21 protein-coding genes and 1 pseudogene are annotated in these 21,978 nt (G+C 68.3%); 7 read left to right on the forward strand and 15 right to left on the reverse strand.

Annotation, left to right across the window (positions count from 1 at the left end; all coding sequences use genetic code 11):
• Nucleotides 1-293 precede the first annotated feature (293 nt).
• The 7 genes from BJF85_RS20510 to BJF85_RS20540 all read right to left on the reverse strand — a co-directional run bounded on the left by BJF85_RS20510 (nt 294) and on the right by BJF85_RS20540 (nt 7,759).
• Nucleotides 294-1,463 (reverse strand): alpha-hydroxy-acid oxidizing protein, encoded by a 1,170-nt coding sequence (locus tag BJF85_RS20510; RefSeq protein WP_075849696.1) that lies wholly within the window; start codon nt 1,461-1,463, stop codon nt 294-296.
• A gap of 75 nt (nt 1,464-1,538) precedes the next feature.
• Nucleotides 1,539-2,648 carry a mandelate racemase/muconate lactonizing enzyme family protein gene (locus BJF85_RS20515; protein ID WP_255375813.1) on the reverse strand — a complete coding sequence of 370 codons (1,110 nt, stop codon included), beginning with the start codon at nt 2,646-2,648 and terminating at the stop codon, nt 1,539-1,541.
• The gene (locus tag BJF85_RS20520) at nt 2,645-3,520 is read right to left on the reverse strand and encodes an NAD(P)-dependent oxidoreductase (protein WP_075849697.1); all 876 of its coding nucleotides are present in this window, start codon (nt 3,518-3,520) and stop codon (nt 2,645-2,647) included. Before BJF85_RS20520 ends, BJF85_RS20515 begins: the two co-directional genes overlap by 4 nt.
• Before the next feature lie 114 nt (nt 3,521-3,634).
• The gene (locus BJF85_RS20525; protein ID WP_075849698.1) at nt 3,635-4,639 is read right to left on the reverse strand and encodes a TRAP transporter substrate-binding protein; all 1,005 of its coding nucleotides are present in this window, start codon (nt 4,637-4,639) and stop codon (nt 3,635-3,637) included.
• A 33-nt stretch (nt 4,640-4,672) separates the two neighbouring features.
• Nucleotides 4,673-5,968, reverse strand: coding sequence for a TRAP transporter large permease (locus BJF85_RS20530; RefSeq protein WP_075849699.1), 1,296 nt, complete (start codon nt 5,966-5,968; stop codon nt 4,673-4,675).
• Nucleotides 5,965-6,558 (reverse strand): TRAP transporter small permease, encoded by a 594-nt coding sequence (locus BJF85_RS20535; protein ID WP_075849700.1) that lies wholly within the window; start codon nt 6,556-6,558, stop codon nt 5,965-5,967. The genes BJF85_RS20530 and BJF85_RS20535 overlap by 4 nt, the downstream gene beginning before the upstream one ends.
• 196 nt (nt 6,559-6,754) lie before the next feature.
• Nucleotides 6,755-7,759 (reverse strand): LacI family DNA-binding transcriptional regulator, encoded by a 1,005-nt coding sequence (locus BJF85_RS20540; RefSeq protein ID WP_075849701.1) that lies wholly within the window; start codon nt 7,757-7,759, stop codon nt 6,755-6,757.
• Between the two features lie 345 nt (nt 7,760-8,104).
• Between BJF85_RS20540 and BJF85_RS20545 the strand changes: the two genes are divergently transcribed.
• On the forward strand, nt 8,105-9,562 hold the full coding sequence (locus BJF85_RS20545; RefSeq protein ID WP_083666583.1) for a glycoside hydrolase family 28 protein: 1,458 nt from the start codon (nt 8,105-8,107) through the stop codon (nt 9,560-9,562).
• A 39-nt stretch (nt 9,563-9,601) separates the two neighbouring features.
• Here the strand turns inward: BJF85_RS20545 and BJF85_RS20550 are convergent, their stop codons facing one another.
• A complete protein-coding gene (locus tag BJF85_RS20550) occupies nt 9,602-10,288 on the reverse strand; it encodes a GntR family transcriptional regulator (RefSeq protein ID WP_075849702.1) in 687 nt (228 codons plus the stop codon).
• Nucleotides 10,289-10,372: 84 nt separating this feature from the next.
• On the opposite strand from BJF85_RS20550, the gene BJF85_RS20555 reads away from it, so the two are divergent.
• Entirely contained in the window at nt 10,373-10,804 is a 432-nt protein-coding gene (locus tag BJF85_RS20555) for a VOC family protein (RefSeq protein WP_075849704.1), read from the forward strand.
• 24 nt (nt 10,805-10,828) lie between these two features.
• Here BJF85_RS20555 and BJF85_RS20560 read toward each other — a convergent pair whose 3' ends face one another.
• The 4 genes from BJF85_RS20560 to BJF85_RS20575 all read right to left on the reverse strand — a co-directional run bounded on the left by BJF85_RS20560 (nt 10,829) and on the right by BJF85_RS20575 (nt 14,700).
• Nucleotides 10,829-11,749 (reverse strand): glycine betaine ABC transporter substrate-binding protein, encoded by a 921-nt coding sequence (locus tag BJF85_RS20560; RefSeq protein ID WP_075849705.1) that lies wholly within the window; start codon nt 11,747-11,749, stop codon nt 10,829-10,831.
• Between the two features lie 56 nt (nt 11,750-11,805).
• On the reverse strand, nt 11,806-12,711 hold the full coding sequence (locus tag BJF85_RS20565) for a proline/glycine betaine ABC transporter permease (protein WP_075849717.1): 906 nt from the start codon (nt 12,709-12,711) through the stop codon (nt 11,806-11,808).
• Nucleotides 12,704-13,885, reverse strand: a complete 1,182-nt coding sequence (locus BJF85_RS20570; RefSeq protein ID WP_075849715.1) for a glycine betaine/L-proline ABC transporter ATP-binding protein — start codon at nt 13,883-13,885, stop codon at nt 12,704-12,706. The genes BJF85_RS20565 and BJF85_RS20570 overlap by 8 nt, the downstream gene beginning before the upstream one ends.
• Before the next feature lie 200 nt (nt 13,886-14,085).
• Nucleotides 14,086-14,700, reverse strand: coding sequence for a C39 family peptidase (locus tag BJF85_RS20575; RefSeq protein WP_075849706.1), 615 nt, complete (start codon nt 14,698-14,700; stop codon nt 14,086-14,088).
• Nucleotides 14,701-15,096: 396 nt separating this feature from the next.
• Between BJF85_RS20575 and BJF85_RS20580 the strand changes: the two are divergent.
• A pseudogene (locus BJF85_RS20580) lies at nt 15,097-15,900 on the forward strand (endonuclease I family protein); the annotation flags it as partial.
• 90 nt (nt 15,901-15,990) lie between these two features.
• Nucleotides 15,991-16,224, forward strand: a complete 234-nt coding sequence (locus tag BJF85_RS30590) for a ribonuclease domain-containing protein (protein ID WP_255375815.1) — start codon at nt 15,991-15,993, stop codon at nt 16,222-16,224.
• 55 nt (nt 16,225-16,279) lie between these two features.
• On the opposite strand, the gene BJF85_RS20590 is transcribed toward BJF85_RS30590, so the two are convergent.
• A complete protein-coding gene (locus BJF85_RS20590) occupies nt 16,280-16,672 on the reverse strand; it encodes a metalloregulator ArsR/SmtB family transcription factor (RefSeq protein WP_075849707.1) in 393 nt (130 codons plus the stop codon).
• Nucleotides 16,673-16,743: 71 nt separating this feature from the next.
• Here BJF85_RS20590 and BJF85_RS20595 point away from each other — a divergent pair, with 71 nt between their 5' ends.
• The gene (locus BJF85_RS20595) at nt 16,744-17,769 is read left to right on the forward strand and encodes a cation diffusion facilitator family transporter (RefSeq protein ID WP_255375814.1); all 1,026 of its coding nucleotides are present in this window, start codon (nt 16,744-16,746) and stop codon (nt 17,767-17,769) included.
• A 268-nt stretch (nt 17,770-18,037) separates the two neighbouring features.
• Nucleotides 18,038-19,087 (forward strand): M23 family metallopeptidase, encoded by a 1,050-nt coding sequence (locus BJF85_RS20600; RefSeq protein WP_075849710.1) that lies wholly within the window; start codon nt 18,038-18,040, stop codon nt 19,085-19,087.
• A 46-nt stretch (nt 19,088-19,133) separates the two neighbouring features.
• On the opposite strand, the gene BJF85_RS27580 is transcribed toward BJF85_RS20600, so the two are convergent.
• The gene (locus BJF85_RS27580; RefSeq protein ID WP_075849711.1) at nt 19,134-19,631 is read right to left on the reverse strand and encodes a hypothetical protein; all 498 of its coding nucleotides are present in this window, start codon (nt 19,629-19,631) and stop codon (nt 19,134-19,136) included.
• Nucleotides 19,632-19,893: 262 nt separating this feature from the next.
• Here BJF85_RS27580 and BJF85_RS20610 point away from each other — a divergent pair, with 262 nt between their 5' ends.
• The gene (locus tag BJF85_RS20610) at nt 19,894-20,526 is read left to right on the forward strand and encodes a TetR family transcriptional regulator (protein ID WP_369822248.1); all 633 of its coding nucleotides are present in this window, start codon (nt 19,894-19,896) and stop codon (nt 20,524-20,526) included.
• Here BJF85_RS20610 and BJF85_RS20615 read toward each other — a convergent pair.
• Nucleotides 20,523-21,605: an HNH endonuclease signature motif containing protein gene (locus BJF85_RS20615; protein ID WP_075849713.1), complete on the reverse strand. Its 1,083-nt coding sequence runs from the start codon at nt 21,603-21,605 to the stop codon at nt 20,523-20,525. The genes BJF85_RS20610 and BJF85_RS20615 overlap by 4 nt on opposite strands.
• Nucleotides 21,606-21,978: the final 373 nt, after the last annotated feature.

Genomic DNA, 21,978 nt, shown 5'->3' on the forward strand with positions numbered 1-21,978 from the left:
TCGACCTAAAACCGGAACCATCACACTGCAGTCAGGGCGCAACCCAAAACCAAACAGGCGCCCAACAACGAAACCTTGCGCCCTGACTGCAGTGTGATACCCCAAAGCCGAGGTCGACGGGATGACACTTCACCCGGGCGGCAAAGCCGCCCAACATCCCAGAGACCTGCCCGCCGGCGAGGCACCCCCACCCCCGAACCGCCAACACAGCGACGCAAGATGCCAACACGGCGCCACGAAACGCCAACACGGCGACGGGAGCTGCTGACACGGCACCCAACGCCGCCAACCGATCACAACACGGGCTCGACCCCGGCCTCGCGAAGTCGCTCCAACGTCGGATACCCGTCGATGGCCATGAGGAGGTCGGCTTCGGCGAGCATGGAGCGGAGGTGGTGGGTGACGCCGTCCTCGCCGCCGACGGCGAGGGCGTGGACGTAGGGCCGTCCGGTGCCGACGGCGTCGGCGCCCATGGCGAGTGCCTTGACCATGTCGGATCCGCTGCGGATGCCGGAGTCGAACATGACGGGCACTTCGCCGTCGGCGGCTTCGACGACGCGGGGCAGGGTTTGGAGGGCGGGCAGGCCGCCGTTGGCCTGGCGGCCGCCGTGGTTGGAGCAGTAGATGCCGTCGACGCCGTGGTCCTTGGCCTGCCGGACGTCGTCGGGGTGGCTGATGCCTTTGAGCACGATGGGCAGGGAGGTGGCTTCGCGGATCCATTCGAGGTCGGACCAGGTGGTGGCGTGGCCGAAGACGCTCGCCCAGGTGGCGGCGGTGGCCAGGGGGTCGGCGTCGGGGTCGCCGCCGAGGCGGGCGCGGAAGTGTTCGTCGGTGGTGTAGTTGGCGAGGCAGTATCCGCGGAGCTGGGGGAAGTTGGCGGTGTTGAGGTCGCGGGGCCGCCACCCGGTGACCCAGGTGTCGAGGGTGACGACGAGGGCGGAGAAGCCGGCTTGTTCGGCGCGGTGGATGAAGCTGAGGGCGAGGTCGCGGTCGTTGGGCGGGTACAGCTGGAAGAAGCCGGGGGTGTCGCCGAGTGCGGCGGCGATGTCCTCCATCGGGTCCTGCGACAGGGTGGAGGCGACCATGGGGACGCCGGTGTGTGCGGCGGCCCGGGCGGTGGCGAGGTCGCCGTGGAGGTCCTGCGAGCAGATGCCGAGCACGCCGATGGGGCACAGGAACAGCGGGTGTTCGAGGTCTATGCCGAACAGGTTCGTGGACAGGTCGCGTTCGTAGGCGCCGGCCATCATGCGCGGCACGAGGCCCCATTTGGCGAACGCGTCGACGTTGGCGCGCTGGGTGCCCTCGTCACCGGCACCGGACTTGACGTAGGACAGCACCCAGGGCGGCAGTGCCTCGGCGGCCCGTTGTTCCATCGTCGCCGCGTCGGCCGGGAACCGCGGTAGGCGTCCCCGCATCCCGTTGAGGTAGATCTCCAGCTGGTAATCGCCGTATCGCGGGGACATGTGCGGACCTCCCGGGGCAAGCCACCCGCGGGTGCGGGCGTGCGGACATCGTTGGCCGCACGGCCCGTGCGGCGATTACCAAGATCGCCGGTGTCGCTCGGCTCCGTCAACCGCGGCCGACGTCGAACACGAGTCCGTGCCCCGGAGCCGTTCGCGCCCGCCCCCCGTCGCGTCGACGGTGACGCCGGAGGGTTCGGCGAGTCCGCCCAATTCGGCCAGCGATGCCCGGTCGATCGCCTCGACCATGGACACGAGCGGCACGCTCAGTGCCAGTTGCGTCGACATCTCCGGCAGCAGGTGCGGCGCGATGGGCACGTCGAACGCCGCGGCGAGTTCGGCGACCCGCAGGAACGGCGTGATCCCGCCGATGCGCACGACGTTGGGCTGGGCGATGTCGCACACGCCCGCGACCAGCATGTCGCGGAACTGCCGCACGGTGCGCAGGTTCTCCCCCACGGCGAACGGCACGCGGGTGGTCGCGCGCAGTCGCACGTGTCCGGCGATGTCGTCGGCGGGCAGGGGTTCCTCGATCCAGTACGGGTCGAACCGTTCGAGCGCGTTGATCGCCCGGGATGCCGTGGGCACGTCCCACCGCTGGTTGGCGTCGATCATGAGCCGGGCCTGCGGTCCGATCAGCTCACGCACCATGGCGACGCGTTCGACGTCGCGGTCGAGGTCGGCCGAGCCGACCTTGATCTTCACCGCGCGGAAGCCGGCGGCCACCCAGCGGGAGACCTGCTCGCGCAGTTCGTCGAGGGTGTAGTCGAGGTTGACGCCGCTGCCGTAGGTGCCGACGACGTCCCGGCGCCTGCCGAGCAGGTCGACCAGCCCGACCCCGGCGGTCCGCGCCCGCAGGTCCCACAGTCCGATGTCGACGGCGGCGAGCGCCATCGCGGTGATGCCGCCGGGTCCGCCCTCGTGCAGGCGCGCGTACAGCGCCTCCCACACGGGGATCGGGTGGGTGCCCATGCCGCGCAGGAACTCGGCGCACTCGTCCTCGAGCACGGCCCGCACAGCGCTGCCGCCGACCCGAGGGGTCCAGGCGAACCCGGTCCCCTCGGTGTCGTGGTCGGTGCGCACCCGGGCGACGACGACGTCGTGGAAGCTCACGCCGCCGTCCCACGTTCCCGGCAGCGGCAGCCGCCTGCTCGCGCACGTCAGGTCGGCGATCGCCTCGCCGCTCACACCAGCTCCGAACGCCAGTCGTAGCGCGGCCGCCATCCGAGCAGTCGGGCGGCCTTGCTCGTGTCGAACGCCGACGCGTTGCCCTTCAGGACACCGGCCGTCTCCGCCGACACCGGCGTGTACTCCGGAAGCAGTTCGCTGAGCGGCTTCTCGGCCAGCGCGTCGTCGGCCGAGACGAAGAACGTCTCCCCGTTCGGCACCTCGTCGCGCTTCACCAACAACAGCCGGAGGAACTCGGCCGCGTCGCGCGCGTCGATGTAGTTGAACAGCGACACCGCGGCCGCCGTCCGGTTCTCCAGCCGTTGCCGGATCGTCCGCCCGCCCTGGCTCGGCGCGCCGCGCCACTCCTCGGGCGCGACGACGAAGCACGGCCGGAACACGTGATACGTGCCCTCACCACGCAACGCGAACCCGCGCACGACGTCCTCGGTGGCCACTTTGGACATCGTGTAGGCGTTCCACGGCGCCACCGGGTGCGCCTCGTCGAGGGGCAGGTAGGACGGCTGCCAGCCGGCCGGATTGCCGTAGCCCATCACCGTCGGGCTGCTGGCCACGATCACGTGCCGCACCCCGAGGTCGGCCGCGGACTGGCAGACGTTGAAGGCCATCGCGGTGTTCGTGGTGAACGTACGCACGTCGGTAGCCAGGCCCGGCGCGGGAATCGCGGCCAGGTGCACGATCGCATCCGGCTGGAACCGCGCCACCGTCGAGTAGCACTCCCCCGCATCGGTCAGGTCCGCAGGCAGCGTCACGACCTCGTCGTCACGTTGCTGTGGCACCGCGTCCACCGACACGACCTCGAACTCCGCCGCCAGCGCATCGACGACGGTCCGTCCCAGTCGTCCCGACCCTCCGGTCACGAGGACCCGCATTCCTACTCCTCACCAGTGTCTTCCTTGCCGTGCGGATCGACGGAGCCCCGTCGATCCGCACGGCCGTGTCGTCCCGCGGTGTCGTCCCGCGGGGTGGTGCCGGGGCGTGAACGCCTACTGCTTCGCCGCCTCGACGGCGTCCATGAACTCGGCGTACTGCTCGCTGTAGCGCCCCTTCAGGTCCGCCACGGCTTCCTCGAACGCGGACGTGTCGTCGAGCTCGGTGATCGTCACGCCGGCCTCCTCGAGCGTGGCGCGGCTCTGCTCGACCTCCTCGGCCCACAGTTCGCGCTGCTTCTCGGTGGACTCCCGCGCGACGTCCCGCACCAACTGCTGGTCCTCCTCGGACAGTTGGTCCATCGCGGTCTGCGAGATCATCAGCACCTCGGGCACCCGCTGGTGCTCGTTCAGCGTGATGTTGTCGGCCACCTCGTAGTGGCGCGTGGAGACGTAGCTGGGCAGGTTGTTCTCGGCGCCGTCGATCACGCCGGTCTCGATGCTGCTGTAGACCTCACCGAAGTCCATCGTGGTCGCCGAGGCGCCGAGTTCCCGGACGACCTCGGCCGTGATCGACCCGGGCTGGACCCGGATGTTGCGGCCTGCCAGGTCCTCGGGCTCCTCGACCGGCTGCCCGTTGCTGTAGATCGACCGGGCACCCGAGTCGTAGTAGGCGAGGCCGACCGCGCCCATCTCGGACAGCTCGTCCAGTTTGGCCTGACCGCCGTCGCCCTCGAGGAAGTTCCAGAAGTGCTCCTCGCTCTCGAAGGCGTACGGGACACCGAACGCCTTCCACGAGTCGACGAACTCGCCCACCAGGTTCGCGTTGGTGCGGTTCAACTCGACCGAGCCGAGCTGCATCTGCTCGAGCACGTCCCGTTCCTCGCCCAGCTGGGCGTCCGGGTACACGTCGACGGTGATACGGCCGTCCGACCGCTTCTCCAGTTCCTCGGCGAACCATTCGTCCGCCTTCGTGGTCGGGTAGTCACCGGGGTGGGTTTCGGCGAGCCGCCAGGTCACGGTGTCCTGGGCGCCTCCGGCGCCGCCGCACGCGGCGAGCCCGAGACCGAGCGTGGCCGCCATGGCGACCGTGGTGATGCGACGAAGCGCTGCGCTGCGCATATGTCTCCTTTCACGGGGAACCGGGAATCGCCGCTAGAAGCCCAGCCATTGGGGCAGGGCCAACGACAACGAGGGGACGAAGGTCACCAGCATCAGGCAGGCGACCATCGGCACATAGAACGGCAGGACGCCGCGGGCGGCCTGTTCGATGCGAATGCCGCCGATCGCGGAGCCGACGAACAGCACGCTTCCGACGGGCGGGGTGATCAGGCCGATGCCGAGGTTCAGCATCAGCATCACGCCGAACTGCATCGGGTCCATGCCGAGCGACGTGACGACCGGCAGCAGGATCGGCGTCGTGATGAGGATCAGCGGTGCCATGTCCATGATCGCGCCGAGGGCCAGCAGCAGGATGTTGCACAGCAACAGGATCACGATCGGGTTCTCGGACAGGCCGAGCAACGTCTGCGTGAGCGCCTCGGGCAGCTGCAGCACGGTCAGCAGGTGGCCGTAGGCACCGGCGGCCGCGATGAGGAACAGCACGGTGCCGAGCGTCCGGACCGAACGGCGCAGCATGCCGACGAACGCCTTCAGCGGCACCTCGCGGTACACGCCGAACGTGATGAGCACGGCCCACAGGCACGCGATCGCGGCCGATTCGGTCGCCGTGAACACGCCGCTGAGGATGCCGCCGATCACGATCACCGGCGTCAACAGGCCGAGCACGCCCTGCCACACGATCTTCGGCACGTCCCGCATCGGGATCGGCTCGCCTTTGGGGTGTCCCTGGGTGCGGGCCATGACGGCGCACATGATGATCAGCAACAGCCCGATGAGCAGGCCGGGCACGACGCCGGCCATGAACAGTCCGCCGATCGAGACGCTGCCGCCTGCCGCCAGCGCGAAGATGATCATGTTGTGGCTCGGCGGGATCAGCACACCCTGAGTGGCACTCGCGACCGTGACACCCACCGAGTAGTTGGCCGGGTATCCCTGCTTGCGCATCATCGGCACCATCACCGAACCGACCGACGACGTGTCGGCGACGGCCGATCCGGAGATCCCGCCGAAGAACGTGCTGGCCACGACGTTGAGCATGGCCAGCCCACCACGTAGCCAGCCGACGACGATGTTGGCCAGATCGATGAGTCTGCGCGCGACGCCACCGCTGGCCATCACCTCACCGGCGAGGATGAAGAACGGGATCGCCAGCAACGGGAACGAGTTGAGCGCCTGCACCATCTTCTGGCCGACCAACGGCAGCGGGACCGCGATCCACAGGGCCGCCGCGATCGACGACACGACCAGGGCCAACGCGATCGGCACGCGCAGCAGCAACAGGACGGCGAATCCGCCGAAGAGCAGCAGAACGGCGACGGGATCTATCATCGGCCCTCACCCCCGCCGGTCGCCGGATCGCCCGGCGTGCCGCCCTCCGAACCGTCCTGAGTGGACTCGACCGGCTCCGGCGGGTCCACCGGGATCGCACCGACGATCTGCAGCACGCTGTAGATGACGATCAGCACGCCCGCGACCGGCATCGCCGCGTACTGCACCGAGGTCGGCAACCCCGTGCCGGGCAGTGTCGAGCTCGTCATCAGCCGGGTGAACTCGCCGCCCTGGACCACGAGGTAACCGCCGAACACCGCCATGAGCACCGGGGCGATCCGCACCGTGACCGCACGCAGGACCCGCGGGAAACGGTCGACGACGAAGCCGACGGCGATGTGGCTGTGTTCCCGGATTCCCTTGGCGATGCCCAGGAACGCCAGCCAGCACAGCAACAGCAGCGCGGCCTCGGAGGCCCAGCCCGGGGTGAATCCGAGGACGAAACGGGCGAAGACCTGCCAGCTGACCACCAGCACCATGGCCACGAGGCCGAGCAGGGTCAGCACATCGGTCGTCCGATCGACGGCGGCGAGCCCCAGGCGTAACACCCGGATCGGCCGCGCCGCCGGCCTCGATGGGGACTGTGACATGGACGGGAAACTCCGATCGACATTGATGGAGCTCGCACGTGATCGTTCCGTGCGAGAAACCGGTTTCCCAGCCTAACCGCCGCCACGACGGTGTCAAGACTCATCTCGACCCGGACCAGGCGCGACGATGCGCCCCGAGCTGCCCGGATTCAGCCCGCACGAGGCAGTACCGGCACGCTCGCCCGAAACGCCGGCGTCAGGACGCCGGACGGCCGGTGCTCTGGCGCACCTCGAGCCGCGGGGTGAAGCAGACGTCGGCGGGTGGTTCGCCGCCACCGAGGATCGCCGACAGCCGCTGCCACGCCTCCTCGCCGAGCGCCTCCTGCGGCACGGCGACCGTGGTCAGCATCGGTGAGGCGTACCGGGCGAAGGCGATGTCGTCGAAGCCGACGACACTGACCTGCTCGGGCACGGACACGCCGATGGCGTGGAACTTGCCGAGCGCGCCGAGTGCGACGAGGTCGTTGTAGCCGATGATGGCGGTGGCGCCGGTACCGAGCGCGCGGTCGGCGGCCTCGTAGCCGTCCTCGTGCATCGATCCGCATTCGAGCACGGTCAACTCGAACCGGCCCTGCGCCGTCTCGTGCAGCGTGTCCAGCCGTTCCTGATTGGACACGCTGGCCATCGGACCGGACAGGTAGGCGACGTGCCGGTGCCCCAGCCCGGACAGGTGGGCCGCGAGCACGCGGATGCCGGCCGCGTAGTCGACCGACACCGTGGGCGCGAGCAGCCCTTCGACCCGCCGATTGACCAGGACGAACGGTTCGAGCTTGCCCGCCAGTTCCAACAGTTCCTGATCGTGCGACCGTGGTGAGCACAGTACGAGGCCGTCGGTGCGCAGCCGGGTCTCGTGTGCCAGCACGGGTTCCTCGAGCGGCATCTCCCGGCTGTCGGTCACGAGCACCCGGTATCCCTCCAGTCCGGCGGCGCGGCTGATGCCGCGCAGCACCGACTGGAACATCGGGTTGCCCAGGTCGGGCACGAGGATCGAGACGAGTTCGGTGCGCCCGCGCGCCAGTCCCTGCGCCACGGCGCTCGGGTGGTAACCCAGCGATGCGGCGGCCTGCTGCACCCTGCGCGCCAGTTCGACGTCGACCGTGCTCCGCCGGTTCATCACGCGCGACACCGTCGCGGGCGAGACCTGCGCCGCTCGCGCGACGTCCCGGATCGTCACCGACTGCGAGCGTTCGCTCGCGCCCATCTGACCGCCCCTCACTCGTCGACATCCGAGGTCAGTACACCGTCAACCAGGCCCGCGCGACGGAAACCGCTTTCAGCCGCCCTGGTCGGCATTGGCCAGCTTATCCCACGTCAGCGCCATACTGTGGACCTCTCGACGTTTCCGGAGCACGGGATCACCCGTCCGGCGACCACGTGGCGACCCTCCCGCGGCACTCGACCGAATGCGACGCGGGCGACACGAACGCCCGAAACACGCATTGACACACCACCGTTCCTGCTGTTCCATCGGACACCGGCCAGAAACCGGTTTCTCTCGGTTCGGCCGACATCAGCGTGCTCACCGTCGAGTACCCGAGGAGAACTCATGCGTTCAGCAGGCTCCACCCGCATCGTGACGGCCGCGCTCACCACGGCGCTGGCCCTGTCGTTCTTCACCCCGGCGGCCGCGTCCGACCCGCCGCCCCAGCAACAACCACAGCAGCCGACCGCCGAACCGGAGGGCTGGGAACTGGCGGATCAGATCCGCAAGGACGTCAAACCGCCGCGGATTCCGCAGCGGCCGTTCGACATCACCGACTACGGCGCCGATGCCTCCGGCCAGGGTGACAGCACCGGGGCCTTCGCCGACGCGATCGACGCCGCGACCGAGCGTGGCGGCGGCAAGGTCGTCGTGCCGCCCGGCGAGTTCCACACCGGCGCGATCCACCTGGAAAGCAACATCGAACTGCACGTCAGCGAGGGCGCGACCGTGCGGTTCAGCCAGGATCCGGCCGACTACCTGCCCGCCGTCCGCACCCGCTGGGAGGGCGTCGAGCTGTACAACTACTCGTCGTTCATCTACGCCGACGAGGTCGAGAACGTCGCCATCACCGGCGCCGGAACCCTCGACGGACAGGCCGACGAGGACCACTGGTGGCCGTGGAAACGCGAGCCGGCCGGCGACGGCGTGATCGAGACCGAGCACCGCAACCAGTTGTTCCAGTGGGGCGCCGACGGCGTGCCCGTCGAGGAGCGCCGGTTGGACGACAGCAAGCTGCGCCCGAACTTCGTGCAGTTCTACGAGAGCGAGAACATCCTCGTCGAGGGCGTGACCCTCACCAACTCTCCGATGTGGATGATCCACCCGGTGCTGTCGGAGAACATCACGATCGACCGGGTCACCCTGGACAGCCCGGACGGGCCCAACAGTGACGGGGTGAACCCCGAGTCGAGCAAGAACGTCGTCATCAAGAACTCGAGCTTCGACAACGGCGACGACTGCATCGCCATCAAGTCCGGACGCAACGAGGACGGCAGGCGAGTCGATGTTCCCAGCCAGAACATCGTCATCCACGACAACACCATGGCCGACGGCCACGGCGGCGTCGTCATCGGCAGCGAAATGTCCGGCGACGTCTACAACGTCTTCGCCGAGGACAACGTCATGGACAGCCCGGACCTCGACCGCGCGTTGCGGGTGAAGACGAACTCGGTCCGCGGAGGCACCGTCGAGCAGGTCTACTTCCGCAACAACAGCATCCCGCAGGTCGGCGGCGAGGTCATCCGGGTGAACTTCCAGTACGAGGAGGGCGACGCGGGCGAGCACACCCCGACGGTGCGCGACATCCACATCGAGAACGTACACAGCACGGGCGGCGACTTCGGCCTGTACCTGCGCGGCTACGAACGCTCCCCCGTCAGTGACATCACCATCCGCGACTCGACGTTCTCCGACGTCGGCACGCCGATGGAACTCGAACACGTCCGCAACCTGAACCTCGACAACGTCGAGATCAACGGCGAGCACTACGACGAGGTCATCGACGCCGGCCCGCTGAACTGATCCACCCGCACGATCCCACCGGCGGGCGCACCGTGAGTCCTATTCGGACTTCCGCTCAGCGGACTCCGATGCCGCGGTGTGCCCGTCGGTCAGTACGTCGAAGGCGTGGGCGCGGTGGTCGGCGAACAGGCGCACGGCCCGGTCGGCGTCGCGGCCGCGCAGGGCCTCGGCCAGCTCGCGGTGTTCGCCGGGCAGGTGCGTCACGTCGGCGTCCAGGCCGATCCGGGTCAGCAGGAACACGTGCACCTGGGAGCGGATCGCCTCCCATGCCTGCTGCAGTCGGCGATGCCGCGCGGCGGCGTACACCGCGTCGTGGAAGGCGATGTCGGCGCGAACCGTCGCATGTGGATCGGCCGCGCGGGCCAGCTGCTCGGCCGCCGCGGCGACGGCGTCGAGATCGGTGTCCTCGGCGCGGTCGACGGCCTGCCGCACGGCCAGTTCCTCCAGCGCGCCGCGCAGACTGTCGAGCTCGACGATGTCCTCGGTGGACAGTTCGATCACGAACGCCCCGCGGTGCCAGGCCGTGTGGACGATCCCCTCGCGTTCCAGGCGCAGCAGGGCCTCCCGGATGGGACCCCTGCTGACGTCGAGCGCGCGGGCCAGTTCGACCTCGCGCAGCTGCGCCCCGGGCGCGTAGGTGCCGTCGAAGATCGCCTCCCGGACCGCATCGGCGACCTCGTCGGCGAGCCCGCGGCGACGGGCGGGTGTGATCGAGCGCTCGACCATACGACCTCCTCTTGTCCCAATGTTAACATTCGGACAAGGCCCGCGCACTGGACGCGGTCCACCGAGGATTCAGGAGGCGCACCCATGGCCGTGCTCGACTCGCCCATCCCCCGATTCCACCTGGCCATGCCCGTCGACGACCTCGACGCGGCCCGCCGCTTCTACGGCGAGGTGCTCGGCCTGCAGCAGGGACGCAGCTCGGCGTCGTGGATCGACTGGAACCTGCAGGGCCACCAGTTCGTCACCCACCTCGCACCCGAACGGTCGGAGGGCATCCACAACCCGGTCGACGGGCACGACGTGCCGGTGCCGCACTTCGGCCTGATCCTGACGATTCCCGCGTTCCACACCCTCGCCGACCGACTCCGCGCGGCGGGCACGACGTTCGTCATCGAGCCCTACGTGCGGTTCGAGGGCGAACCGGGCGAGCAGTGGACGATGTTCCTGCGCGACCCGGCCGGCAACGCGCTCGAGTTCAAGGCCTTCGCCGACGACGACCAGGTGTTCGCCGTCTGACGAAGGCCCCGACAACTCCGGCGATCAGGCACCCTGCTTCGGCAGGCTGCCGAACGCCTCGTCCATGACGTCCTTGTTCTCCTCGGCCCACTGCTGGGCTGCTGTGAGCTCCTGACCGCTGCCGGCCTGCTGGATCGCGTTCTCCAGGTCGCCGAGCTGGGTGTCGTCCATGCGGAAGTTCTCGATGACCTTCGTCAGCTCGGGGAAGTCCTCGCCGAATCCCTCGCGGCCGATCATGTGCAGCTCCTCGGCCTCGCCCATCGACCCCTTCGGGTCCTCGAGGTCCTTGAGGTCGTAGCGCGAGTACGCCCAGTGCGGATGCCACAGGGTGACGACGATCGGTTCCTTCTTCGCGATCGCCGAGTCGAGGGCCGAGAGCATCGCCGTGGTGGACGACTTCTGCAGCGTCATGGTGCCCTCGAGGCCGTAGTCCGGCATCATCTTCGTCTCCACCAGCCGGGTTTCGCCCGCGCCGGGCTCGATGCCGGTGATCGTGCCGCCGAACATGTCGGCGTGCTGTTTCAGGTCGGCGAGCGAGTTGACGTCCCGCACGTACGACGGCACGGCGATGTCCAACGTCGCCTGGTCGTACCAGACCCCGAGATCCTCGACCTGGTTCTTGTACTGCTCCCAGTAATCGGAGTGCGTCGTCGGCAGCCACGCGTCCTGGAACAGATCGACCTCGCCCTGCGCCACGGCCTGCCAGGTCGGTGCGACGTCGAGCTGTCGCAACTCGACGTTGTACCCACGCTGGTCCAGCTCGGCCTTGAACAGGTTGGCGAGCGCGATGTTCTCGTCCCACGCGATGTAACCGATGGTGAGGTCCCCGCCGCCGGCCTCACCACCGCCCTCCCCCTCGCCGCCACCTCCGCCGCATGCCGCGGTCACCCATACCAACAGTGCCACCGCGACGGTGGGCAGCACCCGTGTTCTCCTGATTCGCATCCCGTCCTCCTTTCGGCAGATCCACATACGCCCAGGCCCCGATGTCCCGGTTGGATTCAGGTGACGCCCGCGAGCCTGCGCGCACGGCTGACCGCGGATTTCGCGGACAGCGACGCGGTGATGCGGTCCAGGTAGATCGCGAGAATCACGACACTCACGCCGTATTCGAACCCGGCACCGAGTTGCAGCCGGGTGGTCGCCTCGAACACGTCGGCGCCCAGTCCGGGGGTGCCGACCATGCCAGCGATGACGACCATCGACAGCGACAACATGATGATCTGGTTGACGCCGGCCATGATCGACGGCATGGCAAGGGGAATCTGGATTCCGGTGAGGATCCGCGTCGGCGACGAGCCGAACGCCTCCCCCGCCTCCACCATCTCCTTGTCGACCTGACGGATCCCCAGTTCGGTCAGACGCACGCCGGGCGCGAGCGCGAACATGACCGTGGCGACCACCCCGGGCCCGACCCCGATACCGAAGAAGATGACCGCGGGGATGAGGTAGATGAACTGCGGCACGGTCTGCAGGAAGTCCATGACGGGTTTGACCACGCGGCTCGCGCTGTCGCTGCGCGCCGCGAGGATCCCCAACGGAACGGCGATGACGACCGCGACCACACCGGCGAGCAGTACGAGCGAGAGTGTCTGCATCGCGCTGGCGCACGAGTCGAGTCCGTCGAGCAGTGCGAATCCGAGCAGTGCCGCGATGCCGAACTTCCAGCCCCGCAGCCACAATGCCAACGCGGCGAAAACGAGGATCATGACCCACGTCGGCGGCCAGGTCAGCAGCTCGGCCAGCGTGGTCACCGCGGTGTCGAGCCCGTCGGAGACCGCGTCGAACAGCTCGCCCAGGTTGTCCTTCAGCCAGGAGACCAGGTCGGAGAACCGGTCGCCGAGCGGGATCCGCGGCACCTCCCAGTCGGTGGCCGCCGCCCTGCCGGATGCGAGTACCTCACGCATCGCCACCTCCACTGCTCAACGCGGCCAGCAACGTCGGCTGGCGCACCACGCCGACGAGCACGCCGTCGTCGTCGACGACCGCCAGCGGCAACCGGCCGGTGACGACGGACAACAGCTCGTCGACTGTCGCCGACTCGACCACCCGCGACACCGGTTCGATCCGCAGTGGACCGTCCGACAGTCCACTGCGGACAGCCGCATCGGCATCGGTCAGGGTCACCGCGCCGGTGGGACGTCCGTCCTGGTCGACGAGCACAAGGTCGGCCAGTCCCGACTCCCGGATCGCGCGCAGCACGTCGGCCGCCGGCGTCTGCGCGCGTACCGCGGGCAAGGGTTTGTCCATCACCGACCGCGCGGTCAGCACCCGGGCGCGGTCCACGTCGCGCACGAACTGTGCGACGTAGTCGTCGGCGGGATGCAACAGGATCGTCTCGGCGGTGCCGATCTGAACGATCCGGCCCTGCCGCATCACCGCGATGCGATCGCCCAGCCGCATCGCCTCGTTCAGGTCGTGCGTGATGAAGACGATCGCCTTGCCCAGTTGGCGTTGCAGGTCGAGGAGCTGGTCCTGCATCTCGCGGCGGATCAACGGGTCGAGCGCGCTGAACGCCTCGTCCATGAGGAGCACATCGGTCTCGGCGGCCAACGCCCTGGCCAGCCCCACCCGCTGCTGCATGCCGCCGGACAGCTGCTCGGGCAGCCGGTCCTCCCAACCGGACAACCCCACCATCCCGAGCGCCCGCTGGGCCCGCTCGAACCGCTCGCGTTTCGCGACGCCCTGCACCTGGAGTCCGTAGGCGGCGTTCTGCAGCACGCTGCGGTGCGGGAACAGGGCGAAATGCTGGAACACCATGCTCATCCGGTTCCGGCGCAGCTCGCGGATCTCCCGGGAGGTCATGGACGTGAGCTCGGCGTCCTCGACGAAGACCTTTCCCGACGAGGCGGGCAGGATCCCGTTGAGCATGCGCAGCAACGTGGACTTGCCGGAACCGGACAGGCCCATCACAACGAAGATCTCGCCGGCACCGACCTCGAACGACACGTCGACGACGGCGGCCGTCGTTCCGGGAATGTCGATCTCCGCCGGATCCGTTCCGCCCAGGAGTGATCGCACCACCTCGGGACCGCGGCGGCCGAATACCTTGTAGAGACTTTCCACCCGTATCACGGACACGGTCTCCACCTCTCCGGCGAGCGAAGAAACGGTCTACGAGTTTAGCGCAGATTCGCCGGGAGGCAGGAATGAATACACACCGGAATCGATGTCGAACCAAGGGTCACCGAAACGAGCCGCGCATTCTGCGAGAAAATGCCGCGGAACGGACATCGGCCCGTTCCGCGGCACCGGCCGGAGCTACGACCGTGGATCGCCGGTCAGGAGCTGTAGCCCTTCGGCGGAATGAGCGATGCGAGGTGATCGAACGTCAACCAGTAGATCTGGTTGCCGCCGAACGAGGCCGGGTCGGCGATCTGCACCGTGCCCTCGGCGTCGTTGTACCCGGTCACCGTGAAGTAGTGGTAGATCGTCCGGTCCGACGGGTAGCCCGGAGGCTGGTTGCCGGGCGGCGCGACGATGTTCGCCACGATCGCCTCACCGTTGTCGATGGTGCTGACGATGTCGTCCCACAACACGTCCTTCTGTTCCTGTGTGGGCGGATCGTTCGGCATCTCGGTCGTCTCGTAACCACCGATGTGGTTGTTCAGCACCGTCGTGACCTGGCTGATGTGGTCGGTGCCGCCGGTGTGGGTGCCGAGCTCCTCCGCGAGCTCGGCCTGACTCCGGGTGACCCCCTGCGCCGACAGCGCGATCCGCGTCGCCGCCGGCCCGCACCAGTAGCCGGTCTCCTGCACCTCGTAGTCGATGTCCAGGGTGACTTCGCCGCGCGGTGCGACGTCGGATTCCTGCTGCGCCACCGCCGCGCCCGGCCCCGCGGACACCGCACCGTTCGAGACCGCCTGCGCCGGGACGAGCGCCGACAGGCTCAGCACGAGCGCGGCGCGCCGGCGACCGCCGCCGCCTTCCGTACTGCCATGACCTCACCTCTTCCACTGATCGCACTGTGAGCACCACGCTGCGTAATGCTCTCGGATTCGCGCACAGACTAGGTCCGCGTACACATTCCCCGATAGCGACGATTGTTTCTTTCCCGGACACTGAATTCACGCAATAACCGACATATCCGACAATGTGGCGAACAGGCGCACTGCTCTGTTCGGCCCAGCCATGCTGCTCCGTTCGCGAATGTCACCCGACGAAAGTCCGGAGATCACGCCGCGGTGTCGAGGTGTTCACTTTTCGCCGACGATCGTTGGTTCTGCCATTTCGCCACAGCGTGTGAAATTGACTCCGCAGTCTGTGACTACGGCAGAAACGAGGTCCTCCGAATGCGGACACGAACGACGCGCTGGGCGGTCGGGGCCTTGTCGGCCCTGACGGTGACGGCGGGACTGCTCGCCCCGATCCCGGCGGCGGCGGGCACGCCCACCTCCCCCGAGGCGGCCGATGTTCCCGCCGGGTACTACGACGGCACCGACGGGTTGACCGGCGACGAGCTCAAGACGGCGCTCAACGACATCATCAGCGAGAGCAACCAGCTGTCCTACGACGAGGTGTGGGACGCGATCAAGGCCGCCGACGAGGATCCGAACAACCCGGACAACGTCGTGCTGCTCTACAGCGGCGAGTCGCGGAGCAAGGACGCCAACGGCGGCGGGTCCGGCGACTGGAACCGGGAGCACGTCTGGGCGAAGTCGCACGGCGACCTCGGCACGTCGGGCCCCGGCGCGGACGCCCACCACCTGCGTCCGACGGACGTCCAGGTCAACAGCATCCGCGGCAACAAGGACTTCGACAACGGCGGCGAGGAGGTCGAGGGCGCTCCCGGCAACTTCACCGACGACGACTCGTTCGAGCCGCGCGACGAGGTCAAGGGCGACGTCGCACGGATGATCTTCTACATGGCCGTGCGGTACGAGGGCGAGGGCGGCGCGCCCGACCTCGAGCTCAACGACGAGGTCAACAACGGTTCGCAGCCGTTCATGGGCCGCGAGTCGGTGCTGCTCGAGTGGCACGAGGCCGACCCGGTGGACGACTTCGAGCGGCAGCGCAACGACGTTATCCACGACGAGTTCCAGCAGAACCGCAACCCGTTCATCGACCACCCCGAATGGGCCGCGGAGATCTTCGGCAACGGCGGTGGCGGCGGGGACGACGGCGGTTCGCCGGACCCCGAGCCGGAGCCGGACCCCACGTGCGGTGAGGCCACCGGCCTCGAGACGGTGGCGCTGTCGGACCTGTCGGCCGACGCGCGGCAGACCGTCTCCGACGCGCAGGACGGTGCCTCGGGCGAGACCTACGAGAACCGCGAGGGCGTTCTGCCGGAGTGCGAGGACGGCCACTACCAGCTGTTCCACGTCGGTTCGCAGGATCGCGTGATCGCCGGTGGCGACGGGGAGATCTACTACACGCCGGATCTCTACGAGACGTTCCAGGCCGTCGACCTGGACTCCTGAGTCCGGACAACCGCGAGGCCGGTGCCGCGTTCGACGAACGCGGTGCCGGCCTTCGTCATGTCGCGGTCTTCACCCCGGTGCGGGCGTGGTGGGCGTTGTCGGCGTCCGGGTCGGCGACCGGCGGCAGGTCGCGGTCGATGTGGTCGGCGTGGAACAACGCCTGCGCGAGCAGTCCGCGCACGTGGTTGTTGGCGGCCGAGTAGTAGACGAACGTGCCCTCGCGCCGGCCGGTGACCAGGCCTGCGAGGCGCAGTTTGGCGAGGTGCTGGCTGACGGCGGTCGGGGCGGCGCCCGCGAGTTCCGCGAGGCAGGCGACCGACGATTCGCCCTGCAGCAGCGCCCACAGCACCTTGATCCGGGTCGGATCGGCGAGCAGTCGGAACGACTCCGCGGCCAGGTTGACCTGCTCGTCGTTCGGCATGTCGAAATCGGGCACCGAGCTGTGCATGTCGGCAACCGTACGTCATGTCACGCACATACGCACTTGCATATCTGCGTGAGTGCGCAGATAGTGAGGCCGTGACACGTCGGCACGAGCACCACCACGAACACGGCCATGGACACGGACACGACGGGCGCGGGTTCCGCGGCTGGGTGAAGCACCTGTTCTCGCCGCACAGCCACGATGCCGCCGACCGCGTCGACACGGCGTTGGAGACGAGCTCGAGGGGCCTGCGCGCGTTGGCATGGTCGTTCGCCGCCCTGATGGTGACGGCGTTCGCGCAGCTGGCGATCGTGCTGTTGACGGGTTCGGTGGCGTTGCTCAGCGACACGATCCACAACTTCGCCGACGCGTTGACGGCGATCCCGTTGGCCATCGCGTTCGTGCTGGGTCGGCGTGCGGCCTCCCGCCGGTTCACGTACGGCTTCGGCAGGGCCGAAGATCTGGCGGGCATCGTCGTGGTGCTGGTGATCGCCGCGTCGGCCGCGTTCGCCGGCTACGAGTCGGTGCGCCGGTTGCTCGATCCGGTGCCGATGACGCACGCGTGGGTCGCGATGCTCGCCGGGTTCGCCGGGTTCGTGGGCAACGAGCTGGTCGCGCAGTACCGGATCCGGGTGGGCAGGCAGATCGGGTCGGCGGCGTTGGTCGCGGACGGACTGCACGCCAGGACCGACGGGTTCACGTCGTTGGCGGTGGTCGCGGGCGCGGGCGGGACGATGCTCGGTTTTCCCATCGCCGATCCGATCGTGGGTCTGGTCATCACGGTGGCGATCCTCGGCGTGCTGCGCGGCGCCGCCCGCGAGGTGCTGGGCAGGCTGATGGACGCGGTCGAACCCGACCTCACCGAGCGGGTCGAGCTCGCGGCGGCCAAGGTCGACGGGGTGCTGGCCGTGCGGCAGGTGCGGTTGCGCTGGGTGGGCCACAGCATGCGCGCCGAGCTCGATGTCGCGGTCGACGGGACGCTGGACGTCGTGGCCGCGCATGCGATCGCGCACGACGTGGAGCGGACGCTCATGGGTACGGTGCCGAGGTTGACCGCCGCGACGGTGCACACGGAGCCGCTCGTCGGCGCAGGCACGGCCCACGGCGACGCCGCCCCGTGATGCCACGCCCCTGACGCACGACTCCCCTGACGCACGTCCGGTGATGACACGCAGTGATCAGGGCCCATCACTCTGGGCAGAACCAGCGTGCACGGCGCGTTTCGGGTCAAGCACGGAGCGTCTGATCGTCGCTTTCCCGTGACCTGATCGTTGTGGTACTTCTCAAACATGCTGGCTTTGCGCGGCGCGTGTTGCGCATAGTCACGAGACCCCGACCCGAATGGGCGTGTTTCCCCCGACGCGCCCGCAACACAATTGGAGACCCCGCATGAGTGCGCCCCACGCGCTCAGACGGGTGACGACCGCGGCGCTCGCAGCGCTGGCGTTGGTCGTCGCCCCCATCACCCCGGCCCACGGCCAGGAGAACGACGTCGATTCCGCGCGCGCCGAGTTGAGCGATGCCCAGGCGCGGCTGGCGGAGCGCTACCAGGCGTTCACCGAGGCGGAGCGGAAGCACAACGCGGCTCAGCGGGCCGCGACGCAGGCCCGCGAACGCGCGGATGAGGCCCGTTCGGCTGCCGACACGGCGGCGAAGCGATTCAACGGCATGCAGGGCGATCTGGACCGGTTCGCCTCGGCGAGTTTCCGCCAGGGCAGCACGATCGGTTCGATGTCGGCCTATCTCGGCGCCGAGAGCTCGACGGAGATGCTGGAGCGTGCGTCGTTGCTGAATGCGATCAGCGACGATCAGCTGCGTGTCTTGGATCGGATGCAGAAGGCGCTCGGCGAGATGCGCCAGTCGGAGCGCGAGGCGACGTCGTCGTTGCGCGAGGCGACGACCAACGAGCGTGAGGCCGCGTCGACGAAGGCCGAGGCGCGCAGTGCCTACGCGACGGCGCAGGAGCAGCAGGAGGAGGCGAAGGCGGAGATCGACCGCCTGGCCAGCCGTGCGCAGTCGCCGGCGCCGGCGACCGGTGCGGTCGCCGCGGTGCCCGGCGGTGCGGCGAAGCCTGCCGAGGGCACGTTGACGTCGACCTACGGTGCCCGATGGGGCACGGTGCATTACGGCATCGACATCGCCAACAGCATCGGTACGCCGATCTACTCGACGTTGCCGGGCGAGGTGATCGACTCGGGTGCCGCGAGCGGTTTCGGCATGTGGGTTCGTGTGCAGCACGAGGGCGGCCTGATCTCGGTGTACGGCCACATCGATCAGTCGATGGTGTCGGTGGGCCAGCAGGTCCAGGCCGGCGAGCAGATCGCGACGATGGGCAACCGTGGTCAGTCGACGGGCCCGCATCTGCATTTCGAGATCCACGAGAACGGCAACAAGATCGATCCGCTCCCCTGGCTGCGCAGTCAGGGCGTGGATATCTGATCCGCCCGGTCTGAGCCTTTCGGGCCCGCTGCGGCGGGCCGGGGTGTCACCAGGTCAGAAGCTCCCGCGGGATGTCGCGCCGGTCGGCCGTGCGCGCGCCGCGGGAGTTTCTGATGGTGGGCATCGAGGCGACGGCGGCCAGGACGGCGCCGAGGCTGGGCAGCCAGCGGCGGATGGCGTCGGGTTCGACGAGCCATTGGGCTGCGCATTCGGCGCGGCCGTCGGGCAGCGGGACGATGGAGCCGGCGGGCAGTACGCGGATGCCTTCGGGCGGTTCGTGGTGTGCAGCGCCGAGGTCGTCGGCTTCGGCGAGGAGCACGGTGACGCGTTCGCGGCGCGTGGGCAGGCCGAGCGCGGGGCCGAGGCAGTCGAGTTTGCGCAGGTCGGTGAGGACGGCGTCGGACAGTGCGCGGGGCACCACGACGGCGGCGACGCCGGAGCCGGTGATCAGGCGGAAGCCGCCTGCGTACTGTTCGACGGGCCAGCCGAAGGTCCCGCGGTAGTCGGGACGGATGGGCTGCTGTGCGTCCAGCTCCACGGTCATCGCGGTCCTCCTGCGGCGCCTTTGCTCATTCGAGGCTCGTGCCAACTTCGACGAACCACACGCTAGTGGCACTCAGTGCCGTTAGCAAGGGTTTTCTGCTAGGTTTCGCCGCATGTCCGCTTCTCCTCCGCCTGTTGCGGCGACTGCCGGTGCTCCGCGTCGTCGTGTGGGTAGGACGCCTGCGGGTCGGCGTCGGGTTCGGCATACGTTGACGAGTACGGCGATCGATCTGTTTCTGTCGCGTGGTTATGAGGCGACGACGGTGGATGACATCGCGGCGGCGGCGGGTGTGGGCCGGCGGACGTTCTTCCGGTATTTCCGGTCCAAAGAGGATTCGATCTTCCCGAATCACGATGACCTGTTGGCGGACATCGAGCGCACGTTGGCGGAGTCCGATCCGGCCGAGGAGGATGCGGTCGATGCGGTGTGCCGTGCGGTGTTGTTGGTGTTGGACTCGTATCTGGATGATCCGGATGTGTCGTTGAAGCGGTATCGGTTGACGCGTGCGGTGTCGTCGTTGCGGGACCGTGAGGTGGCGAGTGTGGATCGGTATCAGCGGGTGTTCACAAGGTTTCTCCGGGAGCGGTTCCAGGCGGCGGGTGACGCGGAGGCGGACATGCGTGCGCCGATCGTGGGTGCTGCGGTGGCGGCCGCGCACAACCATGTGTTGCGGCAGTGGTTGCACAGTGGGGGCACGGTGGATCCGCATGTGCTGGCGGATCGGGCGTTCGCGATGGTGCGGGAGACCAGTCCGTCGCCGAGGCCGGCTGCGGACGTCTCCCCCGGCGCCGGCGAGGGCACGGTCGTGGCGGTGCTGAGCACGTCCGCACCGGCGGCGGATGTGATGTGGCGGATCAACGCCGCGCTGGCCGACGACGACACCTCGGACAACTAACGGCACTCCGTGCCATTGATGGGTGGGGACTCCATCCGCAGGTTGAGGACGGGTGTGCGCCGTCCGGTGTGCGTGGTGCCGAGCGGTGTGGTGACGGTGGTCGTGCCCCGCGTCGGGTCGTGGGTGGTAGTCCAGCCCGGTGTGTTCTTCATGCGGTGATGTCGGCGGCAGCGCGTGGTGAGGTTGGTGAGTGATGTGGGGCCGTTGTCGCGGGCCCATTCCTGTTCGTGGTCGGTGTCGCAGTGCCGTGCGGGTCGGTGGCACCAGGGGATGACGCACTCCCGATCCCGGACGCGCATGGTCTCGCGGAGCGTGGCGGTGGGCCGGTACCGGGACCGGCCCAGGTCGACCGGATCACCGGTGGCGGGATCGCAGAGCACCTTCCGCAGGACGCTGTTCGGGTTCGTGGCGATCTCACGGCCGATGGCGCCGGGGATGGGCCCGTAGCCGTCGAGTTCGGCGCCGGACTCGGAGATCGACAACGCCGTGTCCACCGGCATGTGCACATAGACCACCGCGGAAGCCTCGGGAGTTGTGGCACCGGGGTCGTTGCCCAGCAACAAGTCGGCGACCACATCGGCGCGCAGTTGGTCGTAGGTGCGCTTGTGACCATCACGTTTACGTTGACGGGCCAGCGAATCGACTCGGGCGTAGCAAGCAGCAGCCACCTCGGACCGCATGGTGGCAACGAGTCGGGACTGGCAATTCTCCCCGTGTTCCAACGTGACCTTCCGGCCGTCGTTGGCCTTGCGAGCCCGCTCAACCCGACCGGCGGGATCGACCTTGTCGACGAGCCGTCGCACTGCTCGCACCAGGTTGTGCGGCAACCACATCGTCTCGGCCGCCGAGGAAAGCTTGTCGACCAACAGCAAGTCGACCTCGCGAGCCTGCGAGTCGGTCAACACACCGGTCACCTCAACGACCCGGGACGCGGCGTAGTACTCGACCTTCCCGTCCTCCATCAGAGACAACAGTCGAGGCATCCGAGAAACCAGCGAAACAGCGGTGTGAACGCGCCCGAGAACAAACTCCCGAGAGGCCCGATACTCCGGCACGAGTGACTCGGCAAACCACGCCATCTCGCCCTCGTCCGACGGCGCAGCGAGGCCAGAACCCTCATCTCCTCAGCATCAATCCGTGCCCGCCGCACACGAAGCGACTGCACAGACTGAGCAAGAGAATCACCACTGGCCACAGTCCCATAATACCAAACACCAGTTCGACAAACAACCAACCGCCAACCCGGTCCGAACCCGAGGTCGAGCGAAGCAAAGGCTCCCACCAAGCCCCGAAACGCAACCACCCACGAAACCCAAACAAACCTCGCCCCCGGAGTGTCATCCCGTCGACCTAAACCGAAACCATCACGCTCCAGGTAGGGCGCAACCACCAACAAACCCGTCACACAACAACGAAACCTTGCGCCCTGCCTGGAGCGTGATAAACGAAACG

This window comes from Saccharomonospora sp. CUA-673 (genome assembly GCF_001942305.1).
GTDB lineage: Bacteria > Actinomycetota > Actinomycetes > Mycobacteriales > Pseudonocardiaceae > Prauserella.

Coding starts and splice junctions, on each gene's coding strand:
- BJF85_RS20550 (WP_075849702.1), bottom strand. CDS start 10,288: ATGGTCGAGCGCTCGATCACACCCGCCCGTCGCCGCGGGCTCGCCGAC.
- BJF85_RS20520 (WP_075849697.1), bottom strand. CDS start 3,520: ATGCGGGTCCTCGTGACCGGAGGGTCGGGACGACTGGGACGGACCGTC.
- BJF85_RS20600 (WP_075849710.1), top strand. CDS start 18,038: ATGAGTGCGCCCCACGCGCTCAGACGGGTGACGACCGCGGCGCTCGCA.
- BJF85_RS20590 (WP_075849707.1), bottom strand. CDS start 16,672: ATGCACAGCTCGGTGCCCGATTTCGACATGCCGAACGACGAGCAGGTC.
- BJF85_RS27580 (WP_075849711.1), bottom strand. CDS start 19,631: ATGACCGTGGAGCTGGACGCACAGCAGCCCATCCGTCCCGACTACCGC.
- BJF85_RS20525 (WP_075849698.1), bottom strand. CDS start 4,639: ATGCGCAGCGCAGCGCTTCGTCGCATCACCACGGTCGCCATGGCGGCC.
- BJF85_RS20545 (WP_083666583.1), top strand. CDS start 8,105: ATGCGTTCAGCAGGCTCCACCCGCATCGTGACGGCCGCGCTCACCACG.
- BJF85_RS20565 (WP_075849717.1), bottom strand. CDS start 12,711: ATGCGTGAGGTACTCGCATCCGGCAGGGCGGCGGCCACCGACTGGGAG.
- BJF85_RS20540 (WP_075849701.1), bottom strand. CDS start 7,759: ATGGGCGCGAGCGAACGCTCGCAGTCGGTGACGATCCGGGACGTCGCG.
- BJF85_RS20560 (WP_075849705.1), bottom strand. CDS start 11,749: ATGCGAATCAGGAGAACACGGGTGCTGCCCACCGTCGCGGTGGCACTG.
- BJF85_RS20555 (WP_075849704.1), top strand. CDS start 10,373: ATGGCCGTGCTCGACTCGCCCATCCCCCGATTCCACCTGGCCATGCCC.
- BJF85_RS20510 (WP_075849696.1), bottom strand. CDS start 1,463: ATGTCCCCGCGATACGGCGATTACCAGCTGGAGATCTACCTCAACGGG.
- BJF85_RS20615 (WP_075849713.1), bottom strand. CDS start 21,605: ATGGCGTGGTTTGCCGAGTCACTCGTGCCGGAGTATCGGGCCTCTCGG.
- BJF85_RS20530 (WP_075849699.1), bottom strand. CDS start 5,968: ATGATAGATCCCGTCGCCGTTCTGCTGCTCTTCGGCGGATTCGCCGTC.
- BJF85_RS20535 (WP_075849700.1), bottom strand. CDS start 6,558: ATGTCACAGTCCCCATCGAGGCCGGCGGCGCGGCCGATCCGGGTGTTA.